The 14,392-nt window shown below is 65.1% G+C and carries 17 protein-coding genes; 14 read left to right on the top strand and 3 right to left on the bottom strand.

Annotation, left to right across the window (positions count from 1 at the left end):
- Window positions 1–33: 33 nt before the first annotated feature.
- The 5 genes from ACSQ23_RS06025 to ACSQ23_RS06045 all read left to right on the top strand — a co-directional run bounded on the left by ACSQ23_RS06025 (window position 34) and on the right by ACSQ23_RS06045 (window position 5,260).
- The gene (locus ACSQ23_RS06025; RefSeq protein ID WP_055994472.1) at window positions 34–447 is read left to right on the top strand and encodes a hypothetical protein; all 414 of its coding nucleotides are present in this window, start codon (window positions 34–36) and stop codon (window positions 445–447) included.
- A 215-nt stretch (window positions 448–662) separates the two neighbouring features.
- Entirely contained in the window at window positions 663–1,640 is a 978-nt protein-coding gene (locus ACSQ23_RS06030) for a helix-turn-helix domain-containing protein (protein WP_436090053.1), read from the top strand.
- 320 nt (window positions 1,641–1,960) lie between these two features.
- Window positions 1,961–2,986, top strand: coding sequence for a helix-turn-helix domain-containing protein (locus ACSQ23_RS06035; RefSeq protein ID WP_436090054.1), 1,026 nt, complete (start codon window positions 1,961–1,963; stop codon window positions 2,984–2,986).
- A gap of 223 nt (window positions 2,987–3,209) precedes the next feature.
- On the top strand, window positions 3,210–4,394 hold the full coding sequence (locus tag ACSQ23_RS06040) for a succinylglutamate desuccinylase/aspartoacylase family protein (RefSeq protein ID WP_436090055.1): 1,185 nt from the start codon (window positions 3,210–3,212) through the stop codon (window positions 4,392–4,394).
- Between the two features lie 308 nt (window positions 4,395–4,702).
- Complete coding sequence (locus tag ACSQ23_RS06045) at window positions 4,703–5,260, top strand: hemerythrin domain-containing protein (protein ID WP_436090056.1); 558 nt, start codon at window positions 4,703–4,705, stop codon at window positions 5,258–5,260.
- Here the strand turns inward: ACSQ23_RS06045 and ACSQ23_RS06050 are convergent.
- Complete coding sequence (locus ACSQ23_RS06050; protein WP_055873979.1) at window positions 5,257–6,012, bottom strand: SOS response-associated peptidase; 756 nt, start codon at window positions 6,010–6,012, stop codon at window positions 5,257–5,259. The two genes, ACSQ23_RS06045 and ACSQ23_RS06050, sit on opposite strands and share 4 nt — an antisense overlap.
- Before the next feature lie 67 nt (window positions 6,013–6,079).
- On the opposite strand from ACSQ23_RS06050, the gene ACSQ23_RS06055 reads away from it, so the two are divergent.
- The 3 genes from ACSQ23_RS06055 to ACSQ23_RS06065 all read left to right on the top strand — a co-directional run bounded on the left by ACSQ23_RS06055 (window position 6,080) and on the right by ACSQ23_RS06065 (window position 7,329).
- The gene (locus ACSQ23_RS06055; protein WP_436090057.1) at window positions 6,080–6,484 is read left to right on the top strand and encodes an NUDIX hydrolase; all 405 of its coding nucleotides are present in this window, start codon (window positions 6,080–6,082) and stop codon (window positions 6,482–6,484) included.
- A gap of 32 nt (window positions 6,485–6,516) precedes the next feature.
- On the top strand, window positions 6,517–6,888 hold the full coding sequence (locus ACSQ23_RS06060; RefSeq protein WP_055873986.1) for a TIGR02301 family protein: 372 nt from the start codon (window positions 6,517–6,519) through the stop codon (window positions 6,886–6,888).
- Between the two features lie 159 nt (window positions 6,889–7,047).
- Window positions 7,048–7,329, top strand: a complete 282-nt coding sequence (locus ACSQ23_RS06065) for a hypothetical protein (RefSeq protein ID WP_055873989.1) — start codon at window positions 7,048–7,050, stop codon at window positions 7,327–7,329.
- Between the two features lie 276 nt (window positions 7,330–7,605).
- Here the strand turns inward: ACSQ23_RS06065 and ACSQ23_RS06070 are convergent, their stop codons facing one another.
- Window positions 7,606–8,928 carry a dihydroorotase gene (locus ACSQ23_RS06070; protein ID WP_436090058.1) on the bottom strand — a complete coding sequence of 441 codons (1,323 nt, stop codon included), beginning with the start codon at window positions 8,926–8,928 and terminating at the stop codon, window positions 7,606–7,608.
- 45 nt (window positions 8,929–8,973) lie between these two features.
- Here ACSQ23_RS06070 and ygfZ point away from each other — a divergent pair, with 45 nt between their 5' ends.
- From ygfZ to ACSQ23_RS06085, 3 genes are all read left to right on the top strand, one after another.
- The gene (gene ygfZ / locus ACSQ23_RS06075; RefSeq protein ID WP_055873995.1) at window positions 8,974–9,792 is read left to right on the top strand and encodes a CAF17-like 4Fe-4S cluster assembly/insertion protein YgfZ; all 819 of its coding nucleotides are present in this window, start codon (window positions 8,974–8,976) and stop codon (window positions 9,790–9,792) included.
- A gap of 168 nt (window positions 9,793–9,960) precedes the next feature.
- Window positions 9,961–10,572 carry an HD domain-containing protein gene (locus ACSQ23_RS06080; protein WP_055875912.1) on the top strand — a complete coding sequence of 204 codons (612 nt, stop codon included), beginning with the start codon at window positions 9,961–9,963 and terminating at the stop codon, window positions 10,570–10,572.
- A 113-nt stretch (window positions 10,573–10,685) separates the two neighbouring features.
- The gene (locus tag ACSQ23_RS06085; RefSeq protein ID WP_436090059.1) at window positions 10,686–11,201 is read left to right on the top strand and encodes a hypothetical protein; all 516 of its coding nucleotides are present in this window, start codon (window positions 10,686–10,688) and stop codon (window positions 11,199–11,201) included.
- Between the two features lie 242 nt (window positions 11,202–11,443).
- Here ACSQ23_RS06085 and ACSQ23_RS06090 read toward each other — a convergent pair whose 3' ends face one another.
- Entirely contained in the window at window positions 11,444–12,649 is a 1,206-nt protein-coding gene (locus tag ACSQ23_RS06090; protein ID WP_197421010.1) for a penicillin-binding protein activator, read from the bottom strand.
- A 124-nt stretch (window positions 12,650–12,773) separates the two neighbouring features.
- Here ACSQ23_RS06090 and rsmI point away from each other — a divergent pair, with 124 nt between their 5' ends.
- The 3 genes from rsmI to ACSQ23_RS06105 are packed head-to-tail and all read left to right on the top strand — an operon-like array spanning window position 12,774 to window position 14,373.
- Window positions 12,774–13,658, top strand: coding sequence for a 16S rRNA (cytidine(1402)-2'-O)-methyltransferase (gene rsmI, locus ACSQ23_RS06095; protein WP_436090060.1), 885 nt, complete (start codon window positions 12,774–12,776; stop codon window positions 13,656–13,658).
- Complete coding sequence (locus ACSQ23_RS06100) at window positions 13,659–14,018, top strand: hypothetical protein (protein ID WP_436090061.1); 360 nt, start codon at window positions 13,659–13,661, stop codon at window positions 14,016–14,018. It abuts the gene before it with no gap.
- A complete protein-coding gene (locus tag ACSQ23_RS06105; protein ID WP_436090062.1) occupies window positions 14,008–14,373 on the top strand; it encodes a YraN family protein in 366 nt (121 codons plus the stop codon). The genes ACSQ23_RS06100 and ACSQ23_RS06105 overlap by 11 nt, the downstream gene beginning before the upstream one ends.
- Window positions 14,374–14,392: the final 19 nt, after the last annotated feature.

Genomic DNA, 14,392 nt, shown 5'->3' on the forward strand with positions numbered 1-14,392 from the left:
GACCACAACCATCTCTAGCTATCGGGTGAACAAATGGCAGCACGACAAGGCGGTTACGCCTCGATCTACATTATCTGTGCAGTCGTGATCGGGGTACTGGTCGGCCTGCTCTTCGGTGCGCTGTTCGACACGGTCATTGCCGAGCGGCGCAGCCTCGCCGTGCTCGCGGCACTGGCTGCCATCGCGGTCGAACTGTGGGCGCGCCGCTACGTTGCCAAGGTGTTCCCGCAGGTGGCGGTGCCCGCCGGTTCGCCCTCACTGATCTTCATATCGGTGGTGATCGCCCTCGCCGGTGGGCTGGCGACGCACGACCTGGGGCTGATCTGGAACGTGCTGAATGGCCCCGTGCTCGGGTTCTTCTCGGGCCTGTTCGCCGCGCTGATGGCGTCGGTCCTGACGGTCCTGAAGGCTGCCGAGCAGCAGCCCGGCGCCGCTCGGAGACCTTGATCCGGCCGGTTGACCAAGCGATCCCTCGTCGCGTCGAGCCTGGCCGCAGCACAGCGGACGTGCCAAGGCCACCCGAATCGCCAGGACTGAGGCGCTTCTCCCCGGTTGCGGGTGGCGATATGCTGGGCGAGTTGGGATGCCGAAAAGGCAGCTTGCGCTGAGCAGCCTGTCCTGTCGGGTTTCTCCCACGCGGGGTGACACTTGTGGGGCCACGAATGTTGGAGGCGCCGAACTGGTACGCGCGCAAGTACAACTCCGTCGTGGCGCGCTCCCGCGAAACCGACCCCGATGCCGAGTTCCATATTCAGCAGATCGGTGCGCGAACGCATGCATCGCGCATGGCGACAATCGACTATGCCGATGCCTTCGTACTCGACCTGCGAGACAAGGGCGGCATTGCAATGTCAGGAGCGATCGGTGACGACGCGCTGACGGCGGTGTTCATCTGGGGGGAAGGCACGACCTTCAACGGGCAGCCAAGCCAAATCCCCCAACTGCGGATCCTGGGTCCGGGCACAGAATTCAAGCTCGAGATGCCCGGCAGCTATCGCCTCATGCGGATCGGTCTGCGCGGCGCGACGCTCGATGCGCTGTGCGCCGGGTCGCCCGAACGGCATCGTCCAGGCTGGTTGATGCCCGGGGTGCGTGAGCAACCTTTCGCTCCGGCCGCCGAACTTGAGCTTCAGCACAAGTTGCTGCGAACGGCAGGATACGCGGAAGTTGCCGCGCAGCGCGGCTATGACCTCAGCGCCGGCTTGGCGGTCGCGGCCAGCGAGGCAGGTGCCGCGCTCGCGCTCATGCTCTCCCACGCGGAGCACCCGCTCACGCGCCCGCTCAACTCAAACGAACGGCGCGCTGTCGTTGACGCAACCCTCGCCATCCTGGAGGCCAGGCCGCACCTTCCGGTTTCGATCAGTACGGTGTGCACAGTGCTGGGCGTTGGCGAACGAATGCTCGAGCGCGCATTTCAGGATCACCTGGGGCTCAGCCCTCGCGCCTACGAGCGGCAGAGGCGGTTGCGGGCCGCGCACGGCCTCATCCTGACCGACGGCGATCGCCTCTCGATCACCGAAATCGCCATGAGTTTCGGTTTCTGGCACCTTGGCCGTTTTGCCGGAGCTTACGCCGCACTGTTCGGATGCTCGCCCAGTGAAACACGGCGACGCATCTGGGCGAGAATGCCGCCTGATTGATCGACGCCGACCCATGAGCGGCTCAGGCACGACGCGGCGGTGCGCGCCCTGATCAGCAATAGCGTGCCGCGCGTCGGCTCCTTCGGGACTGCCAACCCAAACTCGTCCTGCGCCTCGATGGCGCGGATGGTGGTCATTCCACGTGTCGGAAAGCGGATAGAGATTGGTCGGCGCGTGGAGGACTCTGGCGATGCGACCTCATTGACGCCGCTCGTTGCGAGGCAACCCAGCACCCAGGCGCCCATGAGATCTGCAAGCAAGCGGCAGGCGACCAGGCGGTGGTGAAATATCGCTCGGCCTGCCAACAGAGGACGGCCTTGTTGTTCGATCTCGCTCCAGTTGCTGCGCTGCCTTCAACCAACAGACCGCTCGAGAGCGATCGGCTACCGTGCTCCATCGAGATGGACACAGCTGCCGCGCCCCCCGCCGAGCAGTTCGAGCTCTTCCGCAGCTGGTACGCCGGCTTAGCCGAGGTCAAGCCAGCCCAACTCGCTCCCCGGTCGTTTCTGGCGCGCCAAAGGGCGTGGAGCTTTGGGCGATCGACCTTGATTTACCTGAGCACGCCTGAGGTCTCGTTTGCCTGGCAGAACTTGCGGCGCCCAACGATAGACAGTTGGTGCCTGCACCTGACGCTGCCACGCACCCAGCACCGGAGCGGCTCGAGGATTGATGCCTTGAGCTTGCACTCGCTCGCGGACCCGTTCGCGGGACGATCAGAAACGAGCGACCACCTTGCCCTGTTCGTGCCGCGCAACCTGCAAACCATCCAATCCTCTCGCATCGTGCTTCGAGATCAGGCCAAGCGTTTTCTGATGGAATATTTGACTCTGCTGTTTCGTTCGCTTCCCGGTCTGAGGAGCACCGACGTGGCGCATATCGGCGAAGCGAGCACCAGCCTGCTCGCCGCATGCCTGGCGCCGACCCGGGATCATGCCGCCGAAGCGCAGCGCCCGATCGAGGCCGCAATAATGAGTCGAGCTTGTCGGATCATCAGGGAGCACCTGGCAAATCCGGCGTTGACGCCAAGCTTGATCTGCCGCGAGATCGGTGTTTCCCGCTCCAGGTTGTACCGGATTTTCGAACCAATCGGGGGCGTTTCGACGCATATCCGGCGCGAGCGTCTGCGAAAGACCCGCGATGCGTTGGAGAATAGTTCCGATCGACGACCGATCTCCATCATTGCCGAGCAGTGGGGCTTTTGGGACGCTTCCGCGTACAGCCGCATGTTCAAGAAGGAGTTCGGCGTTTCGCCCAGCGAGGCGCGTGCTGGTGGCTTGCGCGGTGTCGTGTCGGCGCGACCGACTGATGCGTCAACCCTCCGCGAGCTTCTATTCAGCAACTACTAGTTGTCCAGGGCAAGCCTGAGGTCGGATGAGGCCGAGACTCACGAGCGGTGCCAAGCCAGCCCGCATAGTCGCTGCCGGGTGCCGGCGGATGTGCCGAGAGTCCAAGAAGTTGTCCGTCCGTCTCCAAATGCAGACGGGCAGGTCGAAGGGCTTTCGGAGCTTCGGTGCTTCGCTCTAAATGCGTCGGACTTTGCGTGATCTTTGTAAGAGAAGGATCGGAACTATGACCAACAGGCGCAATGACGAGATTGATCGGCGCGACTTCATGCTCGCATCGGTGGGCGCACTTGGCGCGGCGGCGCTGATCGCGGGAACGGCCCAGGCGCAGGACGCAGGCGCCAAGCCGGAGACCTCCGGCGCAGCTGGCACCGCGTTCACCGGCGATATCATCGATGGCAAGCAGGTGATCACGGCGCTCGATATTTCCGATCTCGAGCCCGGCAAGCACAGCTTCTATTTCCGCGGCGCGCAGATGCCCACGGGGCAGCACTGGTACGTCTCGGTGATGGTGGCCAAGGGTGCGGCACCAGGGAAGCGGCTTGGTTTGATCAGTGGTGTCCACGGCGATGAAATGAGCCCGATACACACCCTGCAAACGGTGATGAACCAGCTCGACCCGGCACAGATGTCCGGCTCGGTGATCGCCGTGTTCGACCTGTCGCGTCCGGCGGTGGAGGCAATGTCGCGGCGCTGGCACAGTTCGGGCCGTGGCATGGACCTTATCGACATCAACCGGGCGTTTCCGGGCAACGAGAATGCTCCGGAAGCCTCGACCCGGCACGCGGGCCTGGTGTTCAACCGGCTGTTGCGGCCGAACCTCGACTATGGACTGGATTTCCACACTGCCGCGACCGCGATGGACGCCACGGCCTTCCACCTGGCGCGGATGGATCAGCCCGATGTCCGAGCGATGGCGGAACTGTTCCCGATCGACCAGATCTTCGACAATTTCGGTGAGGTCGGCCTGCTCGCCAATGCGCTGATCGACGCCGGCATTCCGGCCCTCACCCCGGAGATCGGAAAGCCCCGAGTATTCGACCATGCGATGATCGAGCTGTTCGTCGAAGGCACGCTGAACGTGCTCAAGCACCACGGCATCATCACCGGGCCAATGGGGCGGACCGGGGCGGATTCCGGCGTTTTCATCGCCGACGGCATGCTGCCGATCCTGACCACACATGGCGGCTTTGTCGAACTGCTGGTGGAACTCAACGAGGTGGTGGTCGAAGGGCAGAAAGTCGCGATCCAGCGCAACACATTCGGGGAGGTCGTTGCCGAGTACACCACGCCGCGTGGCGGCGAAGTCGGAGCACGCCGCACCGACGCGACGGCGGAAGAAGGCACCCCGATCGTCTTCATTGTGTTCGACAGCGCCACCCCGGTCGGCGGCGATGCCATCGTCGAGTAACCGTCCGCCCCGTCTTCAACGCCGCGACAGGCAGAGAGACTCGGGCTGGGCCCGGCCTGCGCTCATACGCGGTAGGTTACGATCGTGCCCACCCACCGGCTGTCATCCCTGCGAAAGCAGGGATGACAGCAAGTTTGGGGCGCTGCCGGGTGGCAAGTTCGCCGATAGGCGCTGCATGAGGGCAGTAGGTATCCTCTAACTTTGCGAATATGGGCCTGCGCCGGGGTGACACCTTATGACGGGCTGTTTCCTGAGGCACTTTTGGGTGCCTTGTTGACGGCTCACGCCAGGCGTCCCATCTGACGGCCATGTTGCTCGATATCGGATTTCTCGACGACGCCACCCGGCCCGCGCCCATCAGGCTCGAAGGCCTGACCGAGGCGCAGCGCGCGCCCGGACTGCACCTCAAGGAGGTGCACGATCACCTGCGCGACAACATGAAGACGCTGGCGGTGCTGATCGATCGTGCCGCCGCGGGCGAGGTTGGCGCCAAAACCGCGACCGACGAGGCGGCCGGCCTCGCCATGGTCGCCAACTACCGCCGCTTCGGCAACCTCTGCGGCCAGCACTGCAACATCGTCAATGTCCACCACTCGATCGAGGACGAGGCGGTTTTCCCGGCCATTGCCGCGCAGGGCGCCGGCTTCAAGGCGATCGCCGACCGGCTACGGGCCGAGCACGTGGTGGTGCACCAGTTGCTGGTGCGGCTGATCGATACGCTTGGCGAACTCGCTGCCGCCCCCGGTCCAGGCCGCTTCGCCGATACGCTCGAGATCTACCGGGCCCTCGAGCGGGTGCTGCTCAGCCATCTCGGCTACGAGGAAGAGGCGATCGGCGACGCACTGGGCTATTTCGAGCTGTTCTAGAACAGGTCGAGCTGCCCGCTGCCGCCGGCGGCGACTTTCTTCTTGGGCTTTGCTGCCGCTGCCGCTTCGGCCTCCGCCTCTTCGGGGCTGATCGGGCGGATCAGCTCGGGGCCGTCGGCGTCGGCGCGGCCGACCGCCTTGCCCACCGGATGGTATTTCAGCGATCCCGGCGGCAACGGCAAAGCCAGCTGGCGGGCGGCGGCGATATCGAAATCGCGGGTATTGAGCCACATGTCGACGGCGTCGCCGGTCAGCATCGCCGGCATCCGGTCATAGACCGAGCTGATCTCGAGATTGGGCTCGACGGTGACGATGCAGGCGGTATCGATCTCCTCGCCGTTCGGGCCCGCCCAGTTCGAATAGAGCCCGGCGAAGATCATGGGGGAATCGTCCTCCATGGTGATGTAGTAGGGCTGACGCTTGCCATCCGGCCCCTTCATCCATTCATAGTAGCCCGAGGCCGGCACGATGCAGCGCGAGTGGCGCACCGCGTCGCGGAAGGACGGCTTTTCCGCCATGGTTTCGGCCCGGGCGTTGATCAACAGCGAGAACTCGCGCGGATCCTTCACCCAGTTCGGCACGAACCCCCAGCGCACCAGCTGGATGGTACGGCGCCCCGACTGCTCCCAGACTACGGCGATCGGCTGGGTCGGGGTGATGTTGTAGCGCGGCGGAAAATCGATCTGGTTGAGCAGGTTGAACAGCTCGACCAGCATCTCTGGCGGCAGGGTGGTGGCGTAACGACCGCACATTGAGGGCTCTCCTTCACCGCTTAGTTAGTTACTTGCCGCGGCGAGGACAAACCACAATCATCGGGTTATGCCCGAGTCCCGACAGCCTCCCAATGCCGCCAGCGTCGCCCTGATCGATCGCGACAAGGTGCTGCTGATCCAGCGCGCCAGAAAGCCGTATTTCGGCATGTGGAGCCTGCCGGGCGGACGGCTCGAGGCGGGCGAAACACCCGAGCAGGCGGCCGAGCGCGAGATCTTGGAAGAGGTAGGTCTCAGCGTCTGGCGGCTGCACCCGATCAAGCGGATGTTGCTCGGCGAGGGACGCTTCGTGCTGCAGGTCTATGCCACCGAGGCGTTCGAGGGCGAGATCGTCGCCTCCGACGAAGTCAGCGCCTGGCGCTGGGTGCGGCTCGACGAGATCGGCGGCATGCACACGACGCCCGACCTCGGCGAGGTGGTGGCCGGCGCGTTCCGGGTCTTCGATCGCAGTTGAGGCAGCCCGGCGTTTCACATAAAGGTCAAGCCATGCGCCTCCGCCCGCTTTGCTTTGCTCTGATTGCCCTGCTGCTGGCGGCGGCGCCGGCGCGCGCCATCGATCCGCCCTACCAGGCCGAGATGGAGCGGCTCTCCGAGATCCTCGGCAGCCTCTATTTCCTCAATCCACTGTGCAAGCCCAGCGCCAGCTCCGACTGGCGCGGCGAAATGGCCGACCTGATCGCGCTCGACGAACCGGACGACGACCGCAAGCAACGGCTGACCGGCGCCTTCAACTCCGGCTACGAGGCATATGCGCGGCTCTATCGAGTGTGCACGGTGTCGGCGGAGCAGGCGATGTCGCGCCTGCTGGTCGAAGCCGAGAAAACCGCCCGCGATATCCATTCGCGCTACGCCGAATAGCGCCTGGCGCCCTAGTTTTTTTGTCGCGCTTTCGAGGGAGAAAAGTCTCACAACTTTTCCTGAAGCGCGCTGCCGGTTAACAATAATTGCAGAGTGCATATTAACCTTTTGGAGACGGATGGGGCGCGCCGTCGGTCGGGTCGTGCTAGGGCCGAGACTATGAAACTCTCGAAGACCCTCAAGGGCGACAATGGCAGCATCGAGCGTCTCGCCGAGGCGGAGCGCGAAGAGCGCCAGGTGGCGCTCGAGTACATCGCCGAGGCCTGGAACACTGCCGAGGATGACGGCATCGCCACGCAGGCGCTGGCGCATGCTTCGCTGTTCGCCGCGATCACCTCGCTGGTCGAGCACCATGGAGAGACGGCGATCGCCGAGCTGATCGCCACCCTGCCCGACCGTATCCAGGCCGGCGAATACAGCCTCAGCCGCTCGCTGCAGTGACGTTCGCGAGGGCCCGGCACCACGGTGCGGGGATGGTGCCAACGCCCCGACGGGGTCGCGCCGGCGCACGGACGACGCTCCGCAAGTTCCTCAAACTCGGTGTCATCCCAGCGAAAGCTGGGACCCATTCATCCACTTGCGCTGCGATGTCGGACGAGGGCAGAGCCCTCGCCGGGGGTTGGGTCCCTGCTTTCGCGGGGATGACACCCTGTGGGTGGGCTCGCCCGTATGCATCTGTGGGCTCCGCGCCGAGATGACGACGGCAGGAGCGTCCGCCTAAAGCGCTTCCAGAAACCGCATCGGCTGGCCGATGCTCGGGGTCAGCAGCTCGCCCTGCCACATCACTTTGTTGCCGCGCACGATCGTCCCCACCGGCCAGCCGGTGACGGTCACGCCATCATAGGGCGTCCAGCCGGCGCGGCTTTTCACCCAAGCGTTGGTGATGGTTTCTCGCCGCTTCAGGTCGACCACCGTCAGGTCGGCATCATAACCCACGGCGATCCGGCCCTTATTGGCGATGCCGAACAGACGGTTCGGCCCGTGGCTCGACATATCGACGAAGCGTTCGAGGCTCATCCGCCCGGCATTGATGTGATCGAGCATGATCGGCACCAGCGTCTGCACGCCGGTCATTCCGGAATGCGACTGCGGGTAGGGATGGTCCTTTTCCTCGCGGGTGTGCGGTGCATGGTCAGAGCCGAGCACGTCGGCAACGCCATTGTGCACCCCGGCCCAGATGCCGTCGCGATGCGCCTTGTCGCGCACCGGCGGGTTCATCTGCGCGTAGGTGCCGAGGCGGGTATAGGCGGTCTCATCCAGCGTCAGGTGGTGCGGGGTCACTTCGACGCTCGCCACGTCCTTGTGTGCGGCCAGAAACACCATCTCCTCGGCGGTCGAGATATGGAGGATGTGGACGCGCTTGCCGGTCTTGCGCGCCAGGGCCACCAGCCGGCGGGTCGAGAGCAGCGCCGCCTCGGGGTCGCGCCACACCGGGTGCGAGCTGGGATCGCCGGGAACGCGCAGGGGTTTGCGCTCCTCGAGCCGATACTCGTCCTCGGAGTGGAAGGCCGCGCGGCGGGAGATGGCGGTGAGGATCGCCTCGACCCCATCATCGTCGGGCACCAGCAGCGAGCCGGTGGACGACCCCATGAACACCTTCACCCCGGCGCAGCCGGGCAGCCGCTCGAGTTCGGGCAACTGCGCCACGTTGTCGTGGGTGCCGCCGATATAGAAGGCGAAATCGCAATGCATGCGGCGGGTGCCGAGGCGGATCTTTTCCTCAAAGGTTTCGCGCGTGGTGGTCAGCGGGTTGGTGTTGGGCATCTCGAACACCCCGGTGACGCCGCCCATCACCGCCGAGAGCGAACCGGATTCGAGATCTTCCTTATGGGTCAGACCCGGCTCGCGGAAATGCACCTGGGTATCGATGACGCCGGGGAGGACATGGAGGCCGGTACAGTCGATCGCTTCGCCAGCCGACGCCGCGCCGAGATCACCCAGCGCGACGATGCGCCCGTCGCTGACCGCGATGTCGGTCTGGTGCACCCCGTCATGGTTCACCACGGTGCCGTTCTTGAAGATCGTCTCGTACTGCGCCATGTCTCTAGTCCGCCTGCCTTTCGGCGGGTGTAGCGGAACCATCCCATGCCCACAATCCTCCGTCCGTCCCGTGCCGCCTTCCGGTTTTCCGGTCCCGAGGCGCAGAAACTGCTGTTCGACGTGGTGACCGGGCGATTGCTGGCCGAACCGGGTCCCGCCGTGTGGTGGGCGCTGCTGTCGCCACAGGGCAAGGTGCAGGCCGAGGGGCTGAGCGGCTGGGCCGAGGACGCCTTCTGGCTCGATGTCGATGCCTCGGTGGCCGATGCGTTTTTGAAGAAGATGAAGCTCTACCGGCTGCGTGCCCAGGTAGAGATCGACGACCTCAGGCAAACACACGCGGTGGGCTGGAGCTTTGACGGCTGGGCCGAGGGGATCGTCCATGCCGACCCGCGCGGGCTCGGCGAACGGGTCATCGCCGAGACTACCGCCACGACCGGCTGGCTGCCGGCCGACGACAGGTTCGCGGCGCATCGGATCAGCGCCGGCATTCCGGAAGAGGGCCCGGATTTCGGCATCGACCAGAACTTTGCCCACGATATCGGGCTCGACCTGCTCGACGGCATCGACTTCATCAAGGGCTGCTATATCGGCCAGGAAGTGGTGAGCCGAATGAAGCACCGCGGCACCGCCCGCCGCCGCCCGGTGATCGTTACTGGCATCGATGCCCCGGCCGGCACGGCGGTGGTTGCAGGCGGGCGCGATGCCGGCCCGATCGGCGAGGTGGTTGATGGTCGCGCCGTCGCCATTCTGCGGCTCGACCGCATTACCGATCCCGCTGCTGTGACCGTCGACGGCAAGCCGGTTACGGTAACCCTGCCGCCCTGGGCCAACTATCAGTTCGGCGAAACGTCGGCCGAGGACTAGAGCAGGATTGCGTTTCGTTGAATCGCACTCCTGCTCCAAGTCGTTTGTTTTGCCGCGAGATCGAACCGGAAAGGTCTGCAACCTTTCCTGATCTCGCTCTAGCCATCCAACTCGCGAATCAGCCCCGTTCCCACTACGTTCCCTTGCTTCGGAACACGGGGAACGATGATGGCGCGTGGCAAGGAGCGGGCGTGGCAGCGTATGCTGTCGGGCAGGCGACTCGATATCCTCGATCCGTCGCCGCTTGATGTCGAACTGAGCGACATCGCGCATGGCCTCGCCCGCGTCGCTCGCTGGAACGGCCAGACCATCGGCGACTATCCGTTCTCGGTGGCGCAGCATTCGGTGCTGGTGCTGGAGCTCTATCGCGCGCTGAACCGCGATGCCGAGCCGCGCGCCCTGCTCTACGCGGTGCTGCATGATGCGCCCGAATATGTGATGGGCGACATCATCTCGCCGTTCAAGGCGGCGATGGGCGGCAATTACAAGGAGGTGGAGAACCGGCTGCTCGGCGCGGTCTATCTCCGCTTCTCTTTGCCGGCGACGCCACCGGCGGCGCTGCAGAAGCAGATCAAGCGCGCCGACCGCGAGGCGGCTTTCCTCGAGGCGACGCACCTTGCCGGGTTCGAGGCGGAGGAGGCCCGCCGCTATTTCGGCGAGCCGACATTCCCGGTGTTCGAATTCGAGCCGTTCGAAAAGCTGATCCGCCCGTGGCCCACCCGCGAGGCCTATGACCGCTTTGTCGAGGTCGTCGAAAAGCTGGCCGCCGAGCTGCCCTGAGGGCCGGTCCGGCGGATTGCCCTGGTTAAATTTACCTTAATCACTGTTCCATTTTGACACGCCTTCCGGCGTCATGGTTGATGGTTGGTTAACAAACCGACCGGAGAACGGCCATGGACGCGACCAAGACGATCATGCTTGGGGGAGCAATCGGACTGGGGGCGGCATTGCTGCTGTCGCTGCCGAACGTCCTGCCGCGGGCAGTGGCGGAAGAAGAGCCGATGAAGACGCTGCTCAGCACGCCCAACGAGGTATGGCCGCCGGCCTTCGACCCCGACCGGCTGATGCGCTGGAGCTACTATGTTCAGCCGGGCGTTTCCGTCGAGCCGATCCGGGAAACCGTGGTCCGCAAGATCGGCTACGGGCACAGCACCTTCGTCAATGTCATGGAAACGGCGACCGGCGTCTATTCCACCGACGGGCTTGCCAGTCCGCATATCCAGTATCCCGGGATCATCAAGGAACCCAGGCCGTCGCCAACGGCGCTCCTGTGGTACTGGAGCGGCCGCCAGTGGGTGGCGAGCGCGCCTGATGGAGCCGACTCGTTCATCTCGATCATCCCGCTCGATGGCCTGCCGACCAGCGAGGACGGCAACTGCGTGACGCTCAAGGACAGCGTTTATTGCTGAGCATCCTCACCGTTGGCTGCGTCGGCAGCCGTCCCTTCTCCCCTCAGGGGAGAAGGTGGCCGAAGGTCGGTTGAGGGGTGAGGCGGCCCAACGCGCGCTCACTGAGACGCTGAACCCCTCACCCAAGTTCCGCTAGGGACCTTACGGTCCTAGCTCCACTACCCTCTCCCCTGAGGGGAGAGGGGTCGACTGCCACTCTGGCACGGCCCGCCCCCGAGCTGGCGATAGAACGTCGCACCGAGCTAAAGCTTAGCGCCCTCGGCGACGCTGGCAGCGCCGATCGACACCTGCTTGATCACCAGCGCGTATTCGCTTCGCCCATCGGGCAGGAAGCGGAACACGCCGTCGCGGCCGTTAAAGCCGGCCGGCAGGGTCAGCTGCGCCCGATCGTATTTCGGCGTGCCATTGGCGAGCGAGCCGGCATTGGCGAGGATGGTCGCGGTATAGGCGATGGTGGCGAACTTGTGCGGCGCCGAGCCGAACTTGGCCTGGTACTCGGGCAATAACGCGTTATAGCCAGTGTCATCGATCGCCGGGAAGATCGCCCCGGCCAGCGTCGTGGTGTTGAGGATCGACGGGTCGCCATCCCAGTCGGCCGAGCCGATGAGCTGCACCTTACCCGGCGCGATGCCGGCCTCGTTGAGGAGGTTGGCAAAGCTCGGCGCCGTCGCCCGGTCGGGGATGAACAACGCATCGATCTGCCCCGCCTGCAGCATCGGCACCAGTTGGGTGACGACGTTGCGGGCTTCCTCTTCCGAGGAGAAATTGTAGACGGCGCGGGCATTGAGCCCGAGGTCGGCAGTCGCCTGGCGGAAGGCGCCTTCCTGGATGCGGCCAAAATCGGTGGTCGGGAACACGCCGGCAAAAGCCTTCTTGCCAAGCTTTTTGGCATAGCCCATCGAGCGCTTCACTTCGCTCTCGGGCAGGATGTTGAGCAGGTAGACACCGGGCGAGGCGGCGCCGGAATTATTGGAGAAGCCGATCACCGGCACGCCGGCGGCCTTCGCCACCTGGCCCGCCGCCGTCACCTGGTCGGCGCGCAGCGGCCCGAGAATCAGGCTCGCGCCTTCGCTCAGCGCCTGCTGCGCCGCCTGCGTGGCGCCGCTGGCGGTGGCGCCGGTATCCTTCAGCACCACGGTGATGTTCTCACCGATATTGGGGTTGGTCTCGACGAAGCTGATCGCCAGTTCCGAGGCATTGGCCATCGAGGTGCCGACGCCGGCGAGGTTGGGATCGCCCGACAGCGGCAGCAACAGCGCCACCCGCACCGGCCCTTTGCCGAAGGTCTTGCCGGTGGCGAGCGGCTGCGACGCGCCGCCGCTTGTGCCGCCACCCGGTCCGAAGTTGAAGTTGCCGGCCGAACAGGCCGACAGCAGCGCCGCCGTGGCAAGGCCGAGGCCCATAAACCTGAGCCCAGTCAGCACGCCCGCGCTACCAGCAATTCTCACTTGCCCAACCTTTATCGAGTCCCGCACTGTGGCGCGCGAGGCGCCACTCCAAGGGTGGTCTATACAGAATCGAGCCCGGCTCATAAAGACCGAGCTTAACCTGGGTTTAACTTTCGGGGGTGGCGTGGACGATCGCCAGAAGAGCTATTTCATTGCTGGGACTGAGTTTCCGGCGCCGCCGCTGGCGGCGGGGCTCTATGTGGTCGCTACCCCGATCGGCAACCTCAAGGACATCACGCTGCGCGCCCTCGAGACGCTGGCGGCTGCCGACCTGGTGCTGTGCGAGGATACCCGTCACTCAGCCACCCTGCTCGATCACTACGGCATCCGCACCCCGCGCAAGTCGCTGCACGAGCACAATGAGCGGGCCCGGATCGGCGAGGTGATCGCTTCGATCGAGGCCGGCCGCGCCATCGCGCAGATTTCCGATGCCGGCACGCCGCTGCTCTCCGATCCCGGCTTTCCGCTGGTCCGCGCGGTGCGCGAGGCGAACCTGCCGGTATTCGCCAACCCCGGCGCATCGGCGCTGCTCGCGGCGCTCGCCAGTGCGGGCCTCCCCACCGATGCCTTCGGCTTTGTCGGGTTCCTGCCCGCCAAATCGGGCGCCCGGGCCAATGCGCTCGCGGCGCTGAAGGCGCGTGCCGATACGCTGGTGTTCTACGAATCGCCGCGCCGCCTCGGCGACAGCCTCGCGGCGATGGCGGAAGCGTTGGGCGATCGGCCCGCCGCCGTGGCGCTCGAACTCACCAAGCGCTTCGAGCGAGTCGAACGCGGCACGCTCAGCGAACTCGCCATGCATTTCGGCGCGGGCGACACCAAGGGCGAGGCAGTGATCTTGGTCGGCGGCGCCGAGGGAGTGGTGGTCGAAGCCGCCGACTGGCAGGCGGCCCTCGACGAAGCGCTGGCAGCCGGACCGCTGCGCGCCGCCGTCGACGACATCACCGCCCGCTTCGGCCTGAAGCGCAAGGAGGTGTACGATGCGGCTCTTGCCAAGAAGGCAGAAGATTGAATGGCCTCACGCAGGTACTTCGTCGAGTATACGGACGCACCAAGCGTCGACCTCGATCGAAGGGTGGTACATTTCAACCGCCGCCGGGACCCGCCCCGCGCCCATTTGACAGCGATCGACACGGACCGCCTAGGGCTGAAAGTCGGCGGCCGATACCGATGCCGGGCCACATTGGTCTACGGCGACGGCAGCGAGATCGCGGTCGAAACGACCATGGAGGTATTCGAGTTCGACACCGAACCCGGCTTTCCTCCGTATGCGATCACCCTCGCGATCACCCCAATGCTTGATGCGAGTGAGGACTTTGAGCGACTGATACTGACCGAGTTCGTTCCGGAGAGCGACTTCGGTGAGGAGTGAGCGTCGCCTTGCCGCCGAGCTGTTCGGTCGACGGGGCGAAGACCTCGCGGCGTGGTATCTGCGGTTCAAGGGCTATCGCATCGTTGCGACGCGGGTGAAGACGCCGGTGGGCGAGATCGACCTAATCGCAAGCCGCTTCGGCACTACCGCCTTCATCGAGGTGAAGGCCCGGCAGCACCGCAGCGAAGAGGCCGTGGCGCTCGAGGCGGTCAACACCAGCCGCATTTCACGCGCCGCGCAGTACTATGTTGCGCGCCACCCCGCCCTCGCCGAAACGCCGCTCCGCTTCGACGTGATTTTCCTTGCGCCCGGCACCTGGCCGCGCCATGTGAAGAACTCTTTTCAGGGCGAGTGAGGCACTCCGTCCCGGTGGG

Source organism: Devosia sp. LjRoot16 (assembly GCF_964252795.1).
Lineage (GTDB): Bacteria > Pseudomonadota > Alphaproteobacteria > Rhizobiales > Devosiaceae > Devosia_A.

Coding starts and splice junctions, on each gene's coding strand:
- ACSQ23_RS06025 (WP_055994472.1), top strand. CDS start 34: ATGGCAGCACGACAAGGCGGTTACGCCTCGATCTACATTATCTGTGCA.
- ACSQ23_RS06030 (WP_436090053.1), top strand. CDS start 663: ATGTTGGAGGCGCCGAACTGGTACGCGCGCAAGTACAACTCCGTCGTG.
- ACSQ23_RS06040 (WP_436090055.1), top strand. CDS start 3,210: ATGACCAACAGGCGCAATGACGAGATTGATCGGCGCGACTTCATGCTC.
- ACSQ23_RS06045 (WP_436090056.1), top strand. CDS start 4,703: ATGTTGCTCGATATCGGATTTCTCGACGACGCCACCCGGCCCGCGCCC.
- ACSQ23_RS06050 (WP_055873979.1), bottom strand. CDS start 6,012: ATGTGCGGTCGTTACGCCACCACCCTGCCGCCAGAGATGCTGGTCGAG.
- ACSQ23_RS06055 (WP_436090057.1), top strand. CDS start 6,080: ATGCCCGAGTCCCGACAGCCTCCCAATGCCGCCAGCGTCGCCCTGATC.
- ACSQ23_RS06060 (WP_055873986.1), top strand. CDS start 6,517: ATGCGCCTCCGCCCGCTTTGCTTTGCTCTGATTGCCCTGCTGCTGGCG.
- ACSQ23_RS06065 (WP_055873989.1), top strand. CDS start 7,048: ATGAAACTCTCGAAGACCCTCAAGGGCGACAATGGCAGCATCGAGCGT.
- ACSQ23_RS06070 (WP_436090058.1), bottom strand. CDS start 8,928: ATGGCGCAGTACGAGACGATCTTCAAGAACGGCACCGTGGTGAACCAT.
- ygfZ (WP_055873995.1), top strand. CDS start 8,974: ATGCCCACAATCCTCCGTCCGTCCCGTGCCGCCTTCCGGTTTTCCGGT.
- ACSQ23_RS06080 (WP_055875912.1), top strand. CDS start 9,961: ATGGCGCGTGGCAAGGAGCGGGCGTGGCAGCGTATGCTGTCGGGCAGG.
- ACSQ23_RS06085 (WP_436090059.1), top strand. CDS start 10,686: ATGGACGCGACCAAGACGATCATGCTTGGGGGAGCAATCGGACTGGGG.
- ACSQ23_RS06100 (WP_436090061.1), top strand. CDS start 13,659: ATGGCCTCACGCAGGTACTTCGTCGAGTATACGGACGCACCAAGCGTC.